Below are 15,495 nucleotides of genomic sequence, written 5' to 3'. Positions count from 1 at the left end.
CTTTGCGCGTGAAGGCCCCCTTCCCTCGGCTGAGCCGTGGGAAGGGGGCCTTCACGCGCGATCAGGTGCCTTTGATGGCGCCGTAGCGTTCCAGGGCTACCTGGCGTTCGTGGGCGTGATCGACCATGGGCGCCGGGTAGTCCTTGACCCCCTGCGGTTTGTGCGCGGCTTTCCCTTGCACGGAGCGGAGTTCGGGGACGTAGCGGCGGACGTACTCGCCGGACGGGTCGAACTTCTCCCCCTGGGTGGTCGGGTTGAAGATCCGGAAGTACGGCGCGGCGTCGGTGCCGCTGCCCGCGACCCACTGCCAGTTCAGCTGGTTCGACGCGAGATCGCCGTCGACCAGGTGCCGCATGAAGTACCGGGCGCCCAGCCACCACGGCAGGTGCAGGTCCTTGACCAGGAAACTCGCCACGATCATCCGGACGCGGTTGTGCATCCAGCCCTCGGCGAGCAGCTGCCGCATCCCGGCGTCGACGATCGGGAACCCGGTGCGCCCCTCGCACCAGCGCTTGAAAGCCTCGTCGTCACTCTCGTGTTCCATGGCGTCGAAACGGGAATCGTAGTTCTTGCGCGCGGTTTCGGGGCGGTGCCACAGGACGTCGGCGTGGAACTCGCGCCAGGCGAACTCGCCGCGCAGCGACTTCGCGCCGGATCCCTCGTTCCCTGCCAGGTCGGCCAGCAGCGTGCGCGGGTGGACGCAACCCCAGCGCAGATACGGCGAAAGCCTTGTCGTACCGGGACGATCCGGGCGGTCGCGATCCTCGTCGTAGGTCGAAAGGCCGTCGTCCAGGAATTCGTGCCAACGGTCCAGCGCCGCCTTCTCACCGGGATCCGGCAGCTCCATGCCTTTGAGCGAAGGGGATTTCGGGAGCTTGACCGACCGCGGCGGCTCCACCCAGTCCACTATGGACTCTCCGGTGTCCGCGGGGCGCGGCCAGCCGTGGCGCACCCACGCACGGTAGAACGGGGTGAACACGCGATAGGGGTCGCCGTCCGGCTTCGTGACCCGGCCGGGGGTGATCGCGTACGAGGACCCCGTCTCGGCCCAGGCGATGTCGTGCTCCGCCAACGCCTTCTTGACCTCGTCGTCGCGGCGGCGACCGTACGGGCCGGTGTCGGAGCTGACGTGCACGGCCGCGGCGCCGATCTCGCGCGCGGCCTTGACGACCTCCTTGACGGGGTCGCCCTTGACGAGCATCAGCCGTCCGCCGAGCTGCTCGTCCAGCGCCTTCAGGCAGCCGTGCAGGAACGCGACGCGCGGGGCGCCGGAGGGTTTGAGGAGCGCGTCGTCGAGGACGTAGAGCGCGAGGACGTGCTTGCTGTGCTTCGAGGCTTCCAGCAGGGCGGCGTGGTCGCCTAGGCGAAGGTCGCGGCGGAACCACAGCACTACAGGGGCTTCTTTGGTCACCCCGGGAACCCTAAGCCGTGCCGCCGGGGTGCGCAGTCCCGGATGCTATGAAAGGTCCTTTCCTTGCAAAATTTGCAAGGAAAGGACCTTTCATAGCGCTTGCGAGAGGCGGGGTCAGCGCTCCGAGATCGGCGTGTAGTCCCGCTCGGCGGAGCCGGTGTAGATCTGCCGCGGGCGGCCGATCTTGGTGGCCGGGTCCTGGATCATCTCGCGCCAGTGCGCGATCCAGCCCGGCAGGCGGCCCAGCGCGAACAGCACGGTGAAGTACTTCGTCGGGAAGCCGAGCGCCCGGTAGATCAGGCCGGTGTAGAAGTCGACGTTCGGGTACAGCTTCCGCTCGATGAAGTAGTCGTCCGAGAGCGCGGTCTCTTCCAGCTTCTTCGCGATGTCGAGCAGCTGGTCGCCGCCCTTGAGCTTGGAGAGGATCTCGTCCGCGGTGTTCTTGATGATCTTCGCGCGCGGGTCGTAGTTCTTGTAGACCCGGTGCCCGAAGCCCATCAGGCGGACACCCTTTTCCTTGTTCTTCACGCGCTGGACGAAGTTCGCGACGTCGCCGCCCTCGGCCTGGATGCCCTCGAGCATGTCCAGGACCGCACTGTTGGCGCCACCGTGCAGCGGGCCGAACAGGGCGTTGATGCCGGCCGAGATCGAGGCGAACAGGTTCGCCTCGGAGGAGCCGACGAGGCGCACGGTCGAGGTCGAGCAGTTCTGCTCGTGGTCGGCGTGCAGGATGAACAGCAGGTCGAGCGCCTTGGCGACGTCCGGGTCGACCTCGTAGGGCTCGGCCGGGAAGCCGAAGGTCATCCGCAGGAAGTTCTCGACCAGGCCGAGCGAGTTGTCCGGGTACAGCAGCGGCTGGCCGACGGACTTCTTGTACGCGTACGCGGCCAGGGTCGGGACCTTGGCCAGCAGGCGGATGGTGGACAGCTCCACGTTCGGTTCGTCGAACGGGTTGAGCGAGTCCTGGTAGAAGGTCGACAGGGCCGATACCGCGCTGGAGAGCACCGGCATCGGGTGCGCGTCGCGCGGGAAGCCGCTGAAGAAGGCCTTGAGGTCTTCGTGCAGCAGGGTGTGGCGCTGGATCTTCTCGGTGAACTCCGACAGCTGCGCCTGGGTGGGCAGCTCGCCGTAGATCAGCAGGTACGAGACCTCGATGAAGGTCGACTTCCCGGCCAACTGCTCGATCGGGTACCCGCGGTAGCGCAGGATGCCGGCGTCACCGTCGATGTAGGTGATGGCCGACGACGCGGCACCGGTGTTCACGAACCCCGGGTCGTGGGTGATGTACCCGGTCGTCGCCAGCAGCTTCCCCAGCTCGATCCCAGGCGCACCCTCGACCGGGTGGATCACCTTGAACTCGTGCTCGCCATTGGGCAGGCGCAGCGTCGCGGTTTCGCCGGACTGCCCCGCAGCCGTCGTCGCGTCGGACATGTAAGTCCCTCTCACGTTCAGCACGGGCCGGCGGCGCCTGTAGGTCCCACAGGTACGCCCTCTTTCACGCGCGTGACCCACGGCCTCGCTGCACACCGCCCCGCTGGGGTATGAATTCCCCTCCACGCTAGTCGAGAATGGGGTCAACGCGCAGCGGGTGAGTTGCTCACAACAGCCCCTTTGGGACCAGGTTCACACGGCGGAAGCCATATCGCCCGCCGTCGGCGGTTCCGCCCCACTCCGTGAGACCGTGATCGACGCCGCTTTCGCCGCGAATTCGAGCGCCGTCCGCCAGCCGTCGGCGTCGAGAGTGGACACGTCGCGTACCTCGTTCGAGTACAGCCACGCCAGCAGGGCACCTTGCACGGTGTCACCGGCGCCGATCGTGTCGACGACGGCGACTCGGCGTGACGGGACCTGCGCGATTTCCCCCGCCCGTGTGATGACGGACAACCCCTGCGCGCCGCGGGTGAGCACGACGGCATCCACTCCGCGAGAGGTCCAGACCTTTGCGGCGTCGACCGGATCGGCGCCTTCGGTGAGCCATTCCGTGTCGTCGTCGGAGATCTTGAGCAGGCGGACGTGCGGCAGCCAGGACTCGAAGCGCGCCCGGTACGCCGCCGGATCGGTGATCAGCGCCGCGCGGATGTTCGGGTCGAGGACGGTCAGCACCCCGCGGGCGGATTCGCGGCGCAACACGGTTTCGTACGTGCTCGCGCCCGGCTCCAGGACCATGCCGAGGGTGCCGAGCGAGAGCGCCGTCACATCTTCCGGCAGCGGGCCGGGGTCGCCGACGAGCCTGTCCGCGGTGCCCTCGGTGTAGAAGGTGTACCGCGCGGAACCCTTTTCGTCGAGCGCGACCACGGCGAGCGTCGTCGGCTCGTTTCCCCGCTGCAGCAAGGCGGTGTCGACACCGGAGGCGTGCAGCCGGTCCACCAGCGCGACCCCGAAGCGGTCGTTCGAGACGCGCGAGAGGAAGCCCGTCGGGACGCCGAGCCGACCGGCGGCGAGCGCGACGTTGTAGGGACCACCACCCATCCGGGGCAGCAGCGCGCGCAACCCACCGTCCACAGTGGAATCCAACGGTTCACCAGGAACGAGGTCGACCAGCGCCTCTCCACCCACCACGATCACGGGCGCGATGCTAGCCGAGAGGGCGGCGAAACCACCATGATTGTCAGTTCAGGACATTTTTTGTCGCGATCCCTCCATCCATGCCCCCGCCACCACCCTCAGAGGGGACGCTGACGCGTCGCGATTCCACTCTGCAAAAGCTCGGACAAAGCGGTGAACGCTTCGGCGTCGGTCACCCCGGCGCGCTGACCGACCACACCGGTCTGGATTCCCTCGATGATCAGCCCCGCCATTTCCGCGATCAGCCGCGCGTGCACCTCACGGAAAACACCGTCGGTGACGCCGCGGTCGATGAACGACCGGATCCGCTGGGCCGCGGCGCGGCTGTTGAGCTGATACGCGTCGCGCGCCGGCGCGAATTCGGCGATGTCGGTCATGAAAGCGGCCGAGGCGCGGTTCAGGTACTCGGAGATCCCGGCGAGGTACTCCCCGAGGATCTTGCGGGCGTCGTCGATCCCGTCGATCCGCTCCTCCAGGAGCTCGGCGGCACCTTTGAAGAAGTGGGCGACGACCTTGACCGCGAGCTGCTCCTTACTGGGGGCGAGCGCGTAGAGCGTCGACTTCGAGCAGTGGAGCCTGGCGGCCAGATCGTCCAGTGTGAACTGCGAGAACCCCTCGGCGAGGAAGAGCGCTTCGAGTTCCGAGAGCAGTGCTCGCTGACGCGCGGTGGGCTGACGGCGCGGGGTCCTGCTCTCGGTCATCGGATCACTATCCCTTACCTGGACGGTGTCCCCTCAGCGCCATCTACTGTACGCTGAATCAGCCCACAGTACTGTTTTTAGTACAGTTCAGCTCGGAGGAGCCATGCCGGCGGAGCGTCTGCTGCCCAGCACCGAGGCCCAGGATCTGATCGATCTGGCCAAGGAGATCGCGCGCGAGGAACTCGCTCCGATCGCGAGCAAGTACGAAGAGACCGCGCACTTCCCGCGTGAGCAGTTCCGCCTGCTCGGGCAGGCCGGGCTGCTCGGGCTGCCGTACGCGGAGCGGTGGGGCGGCGGCGACCTGTCGTACGAGGTCTACCTGCAGGTCCTCGAAGAGATCGCGGCCGCGTGGATGTCGGTCGGCGTCGGGCTCTCCGTGCACACGATGTCCTGCTTCGCGCTGGCACACAGCGGTACCGACGAGCAGCGCGACCGCTGGCTGCCCGCGATGCTGGAAGGCGATCTGCTGGGCGCGTACGCGCTCTCGGAGACCCACGCCGGCTCCGACGCGGCGGCCCTCTCGACCCGCGCGCGGCTCGACGGCGACCAGTACGTCGTGAACGGTACGAAGGCATGGATCACCCACGCGGGTGAGGCGGACTTCTACACGACCATGGTCCGCACCAGCGACGACGGCGGTCAGGGCATCAGCTGCCTGCTCGTCGACGCGGCGACGCCGGGCCTCTCGGCCGCGCCGCCCGAGCGGAAAATGGGGCTCACCGGGTCGACCACCGCGCAGCTGATGTTCGAGGACGCCGCCGTCGACGCCGACCGGCGAATCGGCGAAGAGGGCCAGGGACTGAAGATCGCGCTGTCGTCGCTCAGCTCCGGGCGGCTGGGCATCGCCGCGTGCGCCGTCGGCCTCGCGCAGGCCGCGCTGGACGAGGCCCTCGAATACGCGAAGGGCCGCACGCAGTTCGGGCGGCCGATCATCGAGTTCCAGGGCCTGGAGTTCCTGCTGGCCGACATGGCCGCCACCGTCGAGACGTCGCGCGCGATGTACCTCGACGCCGCCCGCCGCCGTGACCGCGGACTGCCGTTCCAGCGGCAGGCGTCGATCGCGAAGCTCGTCGCGACCGACGGCGCGATGAAGGTGACCACCGACGCGGTGCAGGTCCTCGGCGGCGCCGGGTACACCAAGGACTTCCCGGTGGAGCGGTACATGCGGGAGGCGAAGGTGCCGCAGATCTTCGAGGGCACGAACCAGATCCAGCGCATGGTGATCGCACGGGAACTCCGGAAAGCCTGACTCTCCGCGCTGATACGATCACCTGTGGTCACTCAATTGCCGTGAGACACTGGTGGGAGACGTGAGGAGACGCTGTGACAGCCCTTCCCTATTCCATGACGGGGTCGCACGGTGAACCAGGGTGGGCCATCCCGGATCACCTGCTGTCGGTCGCGGAGTACGCGGCGCTCGGTGAGCCCGATTCCGGATTCACCGAGCTCGTGGAAGGCCGCCTTGTCATGTCGCCGAGCCCCAAGAGGAGACACAACAAGGCGCTGTACGCCTTGGCCAGGCAACTGGAATCGCAGCTGCCCGATCACCTCGAGTTCGTCCAGGACATCGACGTCGACCTCGGCCTGGTTCCGCCGGGCGAGCCGGGTTTCGCGAGGCGCCCGGATCTGATCATCGCCCTCCGCGAAGCGGGCGAACGGATCGACGAAGAGGACTCGATGTACCACGCGGACGACTTGGTCGTCGTGGTGGAAATCGTGTCGCCGGGCTCGAAACGCACCGACTACGTGACCAAACACGGCGAGTACGCCGACGCGGGGATTCCGCACTACTGGATCGTCGACCTCAGCGAGCCGGTCTCGCTGATCGCCTGCCACCAGGCGGGCGAGCTGGGATATCAGGACGCGCCCGCCGCGACCGAAGTCTTCCAAGTCACCGAGCCGTTCCCGGTGAAACTGGACCTCGGCCTACTGGTCTCGTGAGTGGCAAGGACGGTTAGAACCGTCTTTACCACTCACGAGGCTTTAGTACCCTCGCGGACCGAATTGCTGCGGCGGACCGCCCGGCGGCGGTTGCTGCGGCCAGCCAGCCTGCTGCTGCGGATGGGACTGCTGCGGCGGCGGCCCAGGCTGCCACTGAGCCTGTTGCGGCTGAGCATTTTGTGGCTGAAGCTGCTGCACCTGAGGCTGTAGTGCCTGAGGCTGCTGCGGCTGAGTGTGTTGCGGATAGGGCTGCGGCGGCTGAGTGTGTTGCGGATGGGGCTGCGGCGGGAACTGGCCGGCGTACGGCTGCTGGAATCCTTGCTGCTGTTGCGGAAAGCCCGGCTGAGCCGCGGCGGCGGCATGCGCCTTGCGTCGCTTCCCGCGAATCAGCATCGTCGCGCCCACGCCGGTCAGCACGACCCCGACCCCGGCCATCCAGAGCCCGTGCTTGCGGAACGTCTCGGCCCGGGATTCGGCAGCCGCCTTCATCTCGGCATACGTGTCCTCACCGGTACTGCGACCGTTCTTCGTGGTCTCGCAGATGTCCCCGGGGGACATGATCTTGCCGCCGCATTTGATGAGATTCGGATCCTCGCGCGAGAACAGCAACGTGACGACCAAGAACCCGATACCGACGACCAGGACGAAGACCCAGCGCTTCATGTGTTACACACCCTCCCCATGTGTAACACATGAGAGCACAGGGTCACTCGTCGTGGCAAGAGCGAAGTCAGCCTTCGCGGTATCGCCGCTCCTCTGTGACGCCCACCCCTGCCTCCTCGTCGAAGCGGTAGACCTCACGCCCGCGCACGAACACCCGCATCGCGCGGTTCATCACGTCCAGCGGGTCGCCCGACCAGAGGACGACGTCGGCGTCGAGCCCCGGCTTCAGCGAACCGACCTGGTCGTCGAGGTCCAGCATCGCGGCCGGGTTGACGGTCAGGGCCTTCAGCGCGGTCTCCGGGTCGAGGCCGTCCTTGACCGACAGCGCGGCCTGGTACACCAGGAAGTTGATGGGCACGACCGGGTGATCCGTGGTGATCGCGATCCGCACGCCCGCCCTGGCGAGGATGCCGGGCGCGCGCAGGGTGCGGTTGCGCAGCTCCACTTTGGACTTGGTGGTGAACAGCGGGCCGAGGATCACCGGCACGTCCCGCTCGGCGAGCAGGTCCGCGATCAGGTGCCCTTCGGTGCCGTGGTTGATCACCAGCTTGTAGCCGAACTCGTCCGCCAGCCGGATCGCGGTGACCATGTCGTCGGCGCGGTGGACGTGCTGGTCCCAGTACAGCTCGCCGTCGAGGACCTTGGCCAGGGTCTCCTTGGTCAGGTCGACGTCGAACGGCTTGCCCTCGGCGGCGGCGTGGTCGCGCTGGGCGGCGTAGTTGCGCGCGGCGGTGAACGCGTCGCGGATGGTCGACGCGACACCGAGCCTGGTCGACGGCGTCTGCTTCTTGTCGCCGTAAACCCGCTTCGGGTTCTCGCCGAGCGCGCTCTTCACACTGACGCCCTCGGCGAAGACCATGTCGAGCACGGTCCGGCCCCAGGTCTTGACGCCGATCGTCTGCCCGCCGATGGGGTTCCCCGAGCCGGGCTTGATGACGACGCTGGTGACGCCGCCCGCGAGCGCGTCGTCGAAGCCGGACTCGTACGGGTCGATCCCGTCGATCGCCCGGAACCGCGCGCCGTTGGGGTCGGTCATCTCGTTGGTGTCGTTGCCCGACCAGCCTTCGCCGTCCTCGTGGACGCCGAGGTGGGCGTGGACGTCGATGAAGCCGGGCAGCACCCAGCTGCCCGCGGCGTCGATCAGTTCCGCGTCGTCGGGGACGTCGACGTCGGCGGCCGTGCCGACCGCGACGATCTTTCCGTTCTCGATGAGGACCGTGCCGCCGTCGATCGGTTCGCCGTCGACCGGGACGACGTAACCACCGACGATGGCCTTGACCTGTGCTTTGTCAGACATACTTTGACACGCTAACGAACTATGCCGTCCGTCCGCACCCGGGGCTTTTCGAAGTGGACCAGTTCGTAGTGCTCCTCGGGCGTGCGGTGCGTCTCGACGTAGCCGAGTTTCCGGTACATCCGCAGCGGGCCGACGCTCCGCTCCCCGGTGAAGAGCCTGAACACGGTCACCGAGGACGGCATGGCCGCTTCGGCGGCGAGCAACAGTGAGCTGCCGAGCCCGTGGCCCTGCCTGTCCGGGGCCACGATGAGCCTGCCGACGAGACCGGCATCGCCGTCCACGACGATCCGGACGCCCGCCACCAGCCGTCCGGACTCCCTGACGCCCCAGGCGAAACACGCGGGATCGCCCAGGGCCTCCTTGGTCTGTTCGAAGGTCTCCAGCAGCGGCGGGAGGTCGAGGCTCTCGTGCGCCCTCGCCTCCGGGACGTACGCCGCGCGCTGCAGCGTGAGCACTTCGCCAGCGTCCACAGGCCCCAGTCGGAGCGGCGGCGACATCGACGGCGATGCCATCAGCGCACCCGGATTCCCCAGCTCCCGGTCCACGAGGAGGCGGGCTCCAGGTCGATCAGATCGGTTCCGGTGTTGAGCGCGTCGGCGGGGCAGGTCATCGGCTCGATCGCCACCGCCCGGCCGCGGCCGACCAGGTCGTCCGGTGTGAACACCTGCGCCCAGTGGAAGTCCGGCCCGGTCCAGACCACCAGTTCCTGCTCCCCGTTGGAGAGGACGTGGTGGTGGTTGCCGTCCTCGGCGACGCTCAGCCCGCCGAACGCCGTGTCGAGGTCGACGCCTTCGAGCAGCTTGCCGGGCCTGAAGTCGTACTCGGTCCCCTCGACGTCCTGTTCCTCGGCGTAGGGCATCTGCTCGTCGCCGAGGTACGGCCGGACCCGGCTCGCGGGCAGCGTCAGGGTCAGCTCGTCGGTGGGCACGTCACCGATGCGGAAGTAGGGGTGCGTGCCGAGCCCGACGCCGATCGGGCTCTCGCCCTCGTTGCGGATCTCGTGCGTCACGACCAGCTCGCGCGGCGAGATCTCGTAGGTGATCGTCGCGCGCAGCGGCACCGGCCAGCCGTCCTGCGCCGGGACGTCGACGGCCAGGGTGATCGACGACTCCGCGTGCTCCAGCAGCTCCCACTCCTCGTGCCTGGTCAGGCCGTGGATCGCGTTGCCGCGCGCCTCCTCGGTGATCGGGAGCTGCTGCTTCTCACCCTGGTGGACCCACTGGCCGCCCTTGGTGCGGTTCGGCCAGGGCAGCAGTACCTGCCCGGCGCCCTTCGGCGGCTTCTCGTCTTCGGCGAACGCCTCGACGTAGGGCACTCCGCCGACCTCGAACGCGCGTAACCCCGCACCGATCTCGGTGATGACGGCGCGCGCGTTGCCGCGGGTGATCTCGAACTGCTCTCCGGTGGGATTGGCCATGCCGACGAGGTTACCGGCGGCCTTCGAGAACGTAGGCTGGGAAGGCCACGCCCGGACGAAGGAGACCGCCGCGATGACCGTTCCCGGTTACCCCAGCACCGTCGGCCGCGTCCTGGAGCGGAGCGCGCGGCGCGTCCCGGGCAGGGTCGCGCTCACCTTCGCCGATCGCGTGTGGACGTACGCGGAGCTCGACAGCGCGGCGGGCCGGGTCGCGGCGAAGCTGCTCGACAGCGGGCTCGTCCACGGCGACCGCGTCGCGGCGTTCGGCAAGAACTCCGACGCGTACCTGTTGCTGTACCTCGGTTGCGCGCGGGCCGGGCTGGTGCACGTGCCGGTGAACTTCAACGCTCGCGGCGAAGAGCTCGAGTACCTGCTCACACAGTCCGAACCCGCGGTCGCGTTCGTCGACCCCGCGTTGGCCGAGCACGTGACGTCCGATCACGCGTCCACTTCGGACATCCTCGGCTGGGCACTCGACGAAACCGTCTTCCCACACGAGGAATCCGGGGTCGCCGACGACGATCTCGTCCAGCTGCTCTACACGTCCGGGACGACTTCCCGGCCGAAGGGCGCGATGCTCACCCACCGCGCGCTGGTGCACGAATACTCGTCCTGCATCGCCGCGCTCGACCTGAGCGACCGCGACGTGCCGCTGCACGCGCTGCCGCTGTACCACTCGGCGCAGATGCACGTGTTCCTCATGCCAGGGCTGGCCGTCGGGGCGACCAACCACCTCGTCGAGACACCCGATCCCGGCGACATCCTCACGCGGATCCCGCGCCAGGGCGTCACTTCCCTGTTCTTCCCGCCGACCGTCTGGGTGGGACTCGCGAACCACCCCGGCCTCGCGGACGCGGATCTGAGCGGCCTCACCAAGGCCTACTACGGCGCGTCGATCATGCCGGTGCCGGTGTTGAACAAGCTTCGCGGGCAGCTGCCGGGAGTCGGTTTCTACAACTGCTTCGGACAGTCGGAGATCGGTCCACTCGCGACAGTGCTGCGTCCCGAAGAGCACGACGCACGGCCGGATTCCGTCGGCCGCCCGGTCCTTTTCGTCGAGACGCGCGTGGTGGACGCCGAGATGAACGACCTCCCGCCGGGCGAACTCGGCGAAGTCGTGTACCGCTCTCCTCAGCTGTGCACCGGTTACTGGGGCAAGCCCGAGGAATCGGTGGAGGCGTTCGCGGGCGGCTGGTTCCACTCCGGCGATCTGGTGCGGCAGGACGAGGAGGGCTACCTGTTCGTCGTCGACCGGATCAAGGACGTCGTCAACACCGGCGGCGTGCTCGTCGCGTCGCGCGAGGTGGAAGACGCGCTCTACGCGCATCCCGCCGTCGCCGAGGTCGCCGTCGTCGGCCTGCCGCACGACCGCTGGATCGAAGCGATCGCCGCGGTGGTCGTGGTGAAGGAGTCCGTCGAGGAAGCGGAGCTGATCGCGTTCGCCAAGAAGGCGCTGGCGGCGCACAAGGTGCCGAAGTCGGTGCATTTCGTCGGCGAACTGCCGAAGAACGCGTCCGGGAAGCTGCTCAAACGCGAGCTGCGGCACCGGTTCGGCGGGTCCGCGTCGGCGATCGGCGTCTAGCGCGGCGAGGACTTCGTCGAGTTCCGCGTAGGGCGTGTCACGGTGCGGACGGCGCCAAGGCGCGATTCGCGTGATCAGGAACGGAACTCGCGTGATTGGACGGCGAACTCACGTGATTGGACGGCGCACTCGGTGTTCGGCCCCTGATCACGCGAGATGCGTCTCCAATCACGCGAGATGCATGTCTGATCACGTGAGTACGGTGTCGCGACGCGACACTTACTAGACCGGTCGTCATAGTTTGGGCTACAGTCGGCCGCATGGTCCGCCGCACCGACACCCGGCAGCGCATGCTCGACTCCGCCGCCGAGCTCTTCCACCAGCAGGGTTACCACGCCACCGGGCTCAACCAGCTCGTCGCCGCCGTCGGCGCGCCCAAGGGGTCGCTCTACTTCCACTTCCCCGGCGGCAAGGAGCAGCTGGCCGCCGAGGCCATCCGCCAGTCCGCCGATCGGCTCTGCGACCAGTTGCGCGCGATCGTCGCGAACTCGCCCGACGTCATCACCGGTATCGAGAACGTCGTCGACGCGCTGGCGACCTCACTGGAGGAGTCGGAGTTCCAGCGCGGCTGTCCACTCGCGACGGTCGCGCTCGACGCCTCGGGTGACAGCGAGGTGATCCGCCAGGCCTGCGCCGACGGCTACACCTCCTGGCACACCCTCATCTCCGAAGCACTGAACACCGAGAAAGCCGGCCAGCTGGCGACAGTCGTCCTCGCCGCCGTCGAGGGTGGCTTGCTGCTGGCCAAGACGTTGCACGACACCGCGCCGCTGCGCGCGATCGCCCCTCACCTTCGCACCACACTCGAACGGGAGCTGTCCTGATGCGCGTCCACCATCTCAACTGCGGAACCATGCGGCCGCTCGGCGGCAAACTCATCGACGGCAAGCCCGGCTTGTTCCGCCGCGCCGAACTGATCTGCCACTGCCTTCTCCTGGAGACCGACACCGGGCTCGTGCTCATCGAGACCGGCGTCGGCACGCCGACCGTCACCCGGCCGACGGAATGGCTCGGCGCCGGTTTCGTCCGGCTGGTCCACCCCGACAGCGACGACGACCTCAGCGCCACCACGCAGATCCGCAAGCTCGGCCTCGATCCCGCCGACGTGCGCGACATCGTGCTCACCCACCTCGACCTCGACCACGCGGGCGGGCTCGTCGACTTCCCCCAGGCACGGGTCCACGTCCACGCCCGCGAACTCCAGGCGCTCGAAAACCCGGTCGATCGCAAGGAGGCGAGCCGCTACCGGAAGGTCCAGTTCAGCCACGGCCCGAACTGGAAGCCCTACCGCGCCGACGGCGAGCCGTGGTTCGGTTTCGACGCCGTCCGCGAGCTCGAAGGGGTCCCGGACGTCCTGATCATCCCCCTCGCCGGACACACCCGCGGGCACGCCGGGATCGCTGTCGACACGGGTGACGGCTGGCTCCTCAACGCCGGTGACGCCGTCTTCCACGGCGGCGAGCTGGCGCGAAAGCCGCACATCCCCTTCGCACTCGGCTTCTTCGAGTCGTACATGCAGACGGAGAAAACGGCACGACTGGACAACCAGCGCCGGCTGCGCGAACTTGTCAGTGACAACGGTGACGAGGTGACGGTCTTCGCCGCGCACGACGCCACCGCATTCGAACGGCTCAGCCAGAGGAGCAGGCTATGAAGGTCCACCATCTGAACTGCGGCACGATGCGGGCGCCGGGAGGCAAGTTCCTCGACGGCCAGCCGGGTCTGCTGCGCCGCTCGGAGCTGGTGGCGCACTGCCTGCTGATCGAGACCGGCGACGGGCTCGTGCTGGTGGACACCGGTTTCGGCCGCAAGGGTGTCGCGAATCCCGGCACGTGGCTCGGCACGCCGTTCACGATCATGGTCGGCGCCAAACCGGTCGAGGTGGAGACAGCGGCCCACCAGATCGAAGCGCTCGGCCACAAGCTGGAGGACGTGCGGCACATCGTCTGCACGCACCTCGACGTCGACCACGCGGGCGGGCTCGCGGACTTCCCGAACGCCGTCGTGCATGTCCGCACGGCCGAGCACGACGCGGCGACGTCACCTTCGAACGCGAGCGAGAAGTTCCGGTTCCGCGCCAACCAGTTCGCCCACCGTCCACTGTGGAGCACGTACGACGAGGCCGGGGACGAATGGTTCGGCTTCCAGGCCGTCCGCGAACTCAAGGGCCTGCCGCCGGAGATCCTGCTGGTGCCGCTCGCGGGACACACCAAGGGCCACACCGGGGTGGCTGTCGACACCGGCGACGGCTGGCTGCTGCACGCGGGCGACGCGTACTTCTTCCACGGTCAAATGGATCCGGTGAAGCCGCACTGCCCGCCGGGGATGACCGTGTTCCAGAACATGGTGCAGACGCTGCGCAAACCGCGACTGGAGAACGTCGAGCGGCTGCGTGAGCTGAGCCGGGAACACGCCGACGACGTCACCGTGTTCTCGGCCCACAGCCCGGTGGAGTACCAGGCACTCAAGAGGGACTGAAGAGGTCAGCCGACCGGCGGTTCGACGGGCTGCCGGTCCTCCTCGCTGTGCGTGGCCCGCATGACGAGCCAGTTGACACACCACAGCACGACACCGACGCCGAGCAGGACCGCGGCGACCTTGTAGTCGCGGGCGGGCCGCCCGGACAACGGGGTCACCAGGTAGACGCAGAAGATCGCGGCCAGCACCGGGATGATCGTCGGTGCGCGGAAATGCTTGTGCGCCGACTTGTCCTTACGCAGCACCAAGACAGCGACGTTGACGATGGCGAAGACCGCCAGCAGCAGCAACGCCGTCGTGCCGCCGAGCACGCTGATGTCCACAAAGGACACGAGGCCGATGGCGATGATACTGGTGAACACGATGGCCACCCACGGGCTGCGACGGAACGGGTGCACCGTGCCCAGCTGCTTCGGGATGATCCGCTGGTTCGCCAAACCGTAGAGCAGGCGGCTGGCCATCAGCATGTTGATCAGCGCCGAGTTGATGACCGCGAAGAGACCGATCGCGGAGAAGACCTCGCGCGGGAATCCGGGCGCCCCGACGTCGAGGACCTTCAGCAGCGCGCTGCTCTTGGCGGCCTCCAGGTCGTCGGCGGGCACCAGCAGCGAAGAGGTCACGGAGACCAGGATGTAGATGGTCGCGGCGATGACCATGCCCCACAGCATCGCCTTCGGGAAGATCCGGATCGGGTCCTTGCACTCCTCGGCCATGTTCACCGAGTCCTCGAAGCCGACCATCGCGAAGAACGCCAGCGACGTCGCCGAGGTGATCGCCACCAGCATCGTCTGGTTCTCGGTGTCGAACTCGACCAGCCGCGAGGCGTCCCCGTTGCCGTTGAGCACCGCCCACACGCCGACCCCGATGATGATCAGCAGGCCGCCGATCTCGATGCAGGTCAGCACCACGTTGGTCTTCACCGATTCGGAGACCCCGCGGAAGTTGATCAGCGCGAGCCCGATCACGAACAGGATCGCCACCAGCGGCATCGGCGCGGTGATGAACTCGGCGAGATAGGTGTCCCCGAAGGCCTTCGCCGCGGACGAGGCCGACGTGATCCCCGAGCACATCACCGCGAACACCACCATGAAGGTGAGGAAGCGGATCTTGAACGCCTTGTGCGTGTACAGCGCGGCCCCCGCCGCCTGCGGGTACTTGCCGACCAGTTCCAGGTAGCTGAACGCGGTCATGATCGCGACCACGAACGCGATCAGGAACGGCAGCCACAGCGCGCCGCCCACCCGGCCCGCCACCTGCCCGGTGAGCGCGTAGACGCCCGTCCCGATGATGTCCCCCACCACGAAGAACAGCAGGAGCTTGGAACCCATGACCCGTTTGAGGCTCGGCTGACCGGCCGGACCGGTCTGTTCTGTTGTCGTCGTGTCCGCCATGCGGCAAGAGTGTGCCGCATCACGTCTGTGGCCGACAGTCCGTTTTGGT

Annotated in this window: 15 protein-coding genes; 6 read left to right on the top strand and 9 right to left on the bottom strand. The window is 67.8% G+C overall.

Going from position 1 to position 15,495, the window contains the following annotated elements; translation table 11 throughout:
- Positions 1–61 precede the first annotated feature (61 nt).
- From ACFOSH_RS22770 to ACFOSH_RS22755, 4 genes are all read right to left on the bottom strand, one after another.
- Positions 62–1,411, bottom strand: a complete 1,350-nt coding sequence (locus tag ACFOSH_RS22770; protein ID WP_378241054.1) for a cryptochrome/photolyase family protein — start codon at positions 1,409–1,411, stop codon at positions 62–64.
- Between the two features lie 114 nt (positions 1,412–1,525).
- Positions 1,526–2,842 (bottom strand): citrate synthase, encoded by a 1,317-nt coding sequence (locus ACFOSH_RS22765; protein WP_378241053.1) that lies wholly within the window; start codon positions 2,840–2,842, stop codon positions 1,526–1,528.
- A gap of 192 nt (positions 2,843–3,034) precedes the next feature.
- On the bottom strand, positions 3,035–3,976 hold the full coding sequence (locus tag ACFOSH_RS22760; RefSeq protein ID WP_378241052.1) for a carbohydrate kinase family protein: 942 nt from the start codon (positions 3,974–3,976) through the stop codon (positions 3,035–3,037).
- Between the two features lie 98 nt (positions 3,977–4,074).
- Positions 4,075–4,677 (bottom strand): TetR/AcrR family transcriptional regulator, encoded by a 603-nt coding sequence (locus tag ACFOSH_RS22755; protein WP_378241051.1) that lies wholly within the window; start codon positions 4,675–4,677, stop codon positions 4,075–4,077.
- 103 nt (positions 4,678–4,780) lie between these two features.
- On the opposite strand from ACFOSH_RS22755, the gene ACFOSH_RS22750 reads away from it, so the two are divergent.
- Both ACFOSH_RS22750 and ACFOSH_RS22745 read left to right on the top strand, forming a co-directional pair.
- Positions 4,781–5,926 carry an acyl-CoA dehydrogenase family protein gene (locus ACFOSH_RS22750; RefSeq protein ID WP_378241050.1) on the top strand — a complete coding sequence of 382 codons (1,146 nt, stop codon included), beginning with the start codon at positions 4,781–4,783 and terminating at the stop codon, positions 5,924–5,926.
- Positions 5,927–6,000: 74 nt separating this feature from the next.
- Positions 6,001–6,618: a Uma2 family endonuclease gene (locus tag ACFOSH_RS22745; RefSeq protein ID WP_378241049.1), complete on the top strand. Its 618-nt coding sequence runs from the start codon at positions 6,001–6,003 to the stop codon at positions 6,616–6,618.
- Between the two features lie 42 nt (positions 6,619–6,660).
- On the opposite strand, the gene ACFOSH_RS22740 is transcribed toward ACFOSH_RS22745, so the two are convergent.
- The 4 genes from ACFOSH_RS22740 to ACFOSH_RS22725 form a co-directional block, all read right to left on the bottom strand.
- Positions 6,661–7,281, bottom strand: a complete 621-nt coding sequence (locus ACFOSH_RS22740; protein WP_378241048.1) for a hypothetical protein — start codon at positions 7,279–7,281, stop codon at positions 6,661–6,663.
- 67 nt (positions 7,282–7,348) lie between these two features.
- Positions 7,349–8,578 carry an amidohydrolase gene (locus ACFOSH_RS22735; RefSeq protein WP_378241047.1) on the bottom strand — a complete coding sequence of 410 codons (1,230 nt, stop codon included), beginning with the start codon at positions 8,576–8,578 and terminating at the stop codon, positions 7,349–7,351.
- An 11-nt stretch (positions 8,579–8,589) separates the two neighbouring features.
- Positions 8,590–9,075, bottom strand: a complete 486-nt coding sequence (locus ACFOSH_RS22730) for a GNAT family N-acetyltransferase (RefSeq protein ID WP_378241088.1) — start codon at positions 9,073–9,075, stop codon at positions 8,590–8,592.
- 14 nt (positions 9,076–9,089) lie between these two features.
- The gene (locus ACFOSH_RS22725; protein WP_378241046.1) at positions 9,090–9,995 is read right to left on the bottom strand and encodes an aldose 1-epimerase family protein; all 906 of its coding nucleotides are present in this window, start codon (positions 9,993–9,995) and stop codon (positions 9,090–9,092) included.
- 73 nt (positions 9,996–10,068) lie between these two features.
- Here ACFOSH_RS22725 and ACFOSH_RS22720 point away from each other — a divergent pair, with 73 nt between their 5' ends.
- The 4 genes from ACFOSH_RS22720 to ACFOSH_RS22705 all read left to right on the top strand — a co-directional run bounded on the left by ACFOSH_RS22720 (position 10,069) and on the right by ACFOSH_RS22705 (position 14,055).
- On the top strand, positions 10,069–11,577 hold the full coding sequence (locus tag ACFOSH_RS22720; RefSeq protein ID WP_378241087.1) for a fatty acyl-CoA synthetase: 1,509 nt from the start codon (positions 10,069–10,071) through the stop codon (positions 11,575–11,577).
- A gap of 260 nt (positions 11,578–11,837) precedes the next feature.
- The gene (locus ACFOSH_RS22715; protein WP_378241045.1) at positions 11,838–12,401 is read left to right on the top strand and encodes a TetR/AcrR family transcriptional regulator; all 564 of its coding nucleotides are present in this window, start codon (positions 11,838–11,840) and stop codon (positions 12,399–12,401) included.
- Positions 12,401–13,231, top strand: coding sequence for an MBL fold metallo-hydrolase (locus ACFOSH_RS22710; protein ID WP_378241044.1), 831 nt, complete (start codon positions 12,401–12,403; stop codon positions 13,229–13,231). The genes ACFOSH_RS22715 and ACFOSH_RS22710 overlap by 1 nt, the downstream gene beginning before the upstream one ends.
- The gene (locus ACFOSH_RS22705) at positions 13,228–14,055 is read left to right on the top strand and encodes an MBL fold metallo-hydrolase (RefSeq protein ID WP_378241043.1); all 828 of its coding nucleotides are present in this window, start codon (positions 13,228–13,230) and stop codon (positions 14,053–14,055) included. The genes ACFOSH_RS22710 and ACFOSH_RS22705 overlap by 4 nt, the downstream gene beginning before the upstream one ends.
- Positions 14,056–14,060: 5 nt before the next feature.
- Here the strand turns inward: ACFOSH_RS22705 and ACFOSH_RS22700 are convergent, their stop codons facing one another.
- Entirely contained in the window at positions 14,061–15,446 is a 1,386-nt protein-coding gene (locus ACFOSH_RS22700) for an APC family permease (protein ID WP_378241042.1), read from the bottom strand.
- Between the last annotated feature and the right edge of the window lie 49 nt (positions 15,447–15,495).

This window comes from Amycolatopsis speibonae (assembly GCF_042647925.1).
GTDB classification, from domain to species: domain Bacteria; phylum Actinomycetota; class Actinomycetes; order Mycobacteriales; family Pseudonocardiaceae; genus Amycolatopsis; species Amycolatopsis speibonae.
The sequence above is the reverse complement of the archived record's forward strand: the minus strand, read 5'-3'. Positions and strand labels throughout refer to the sequence as shown.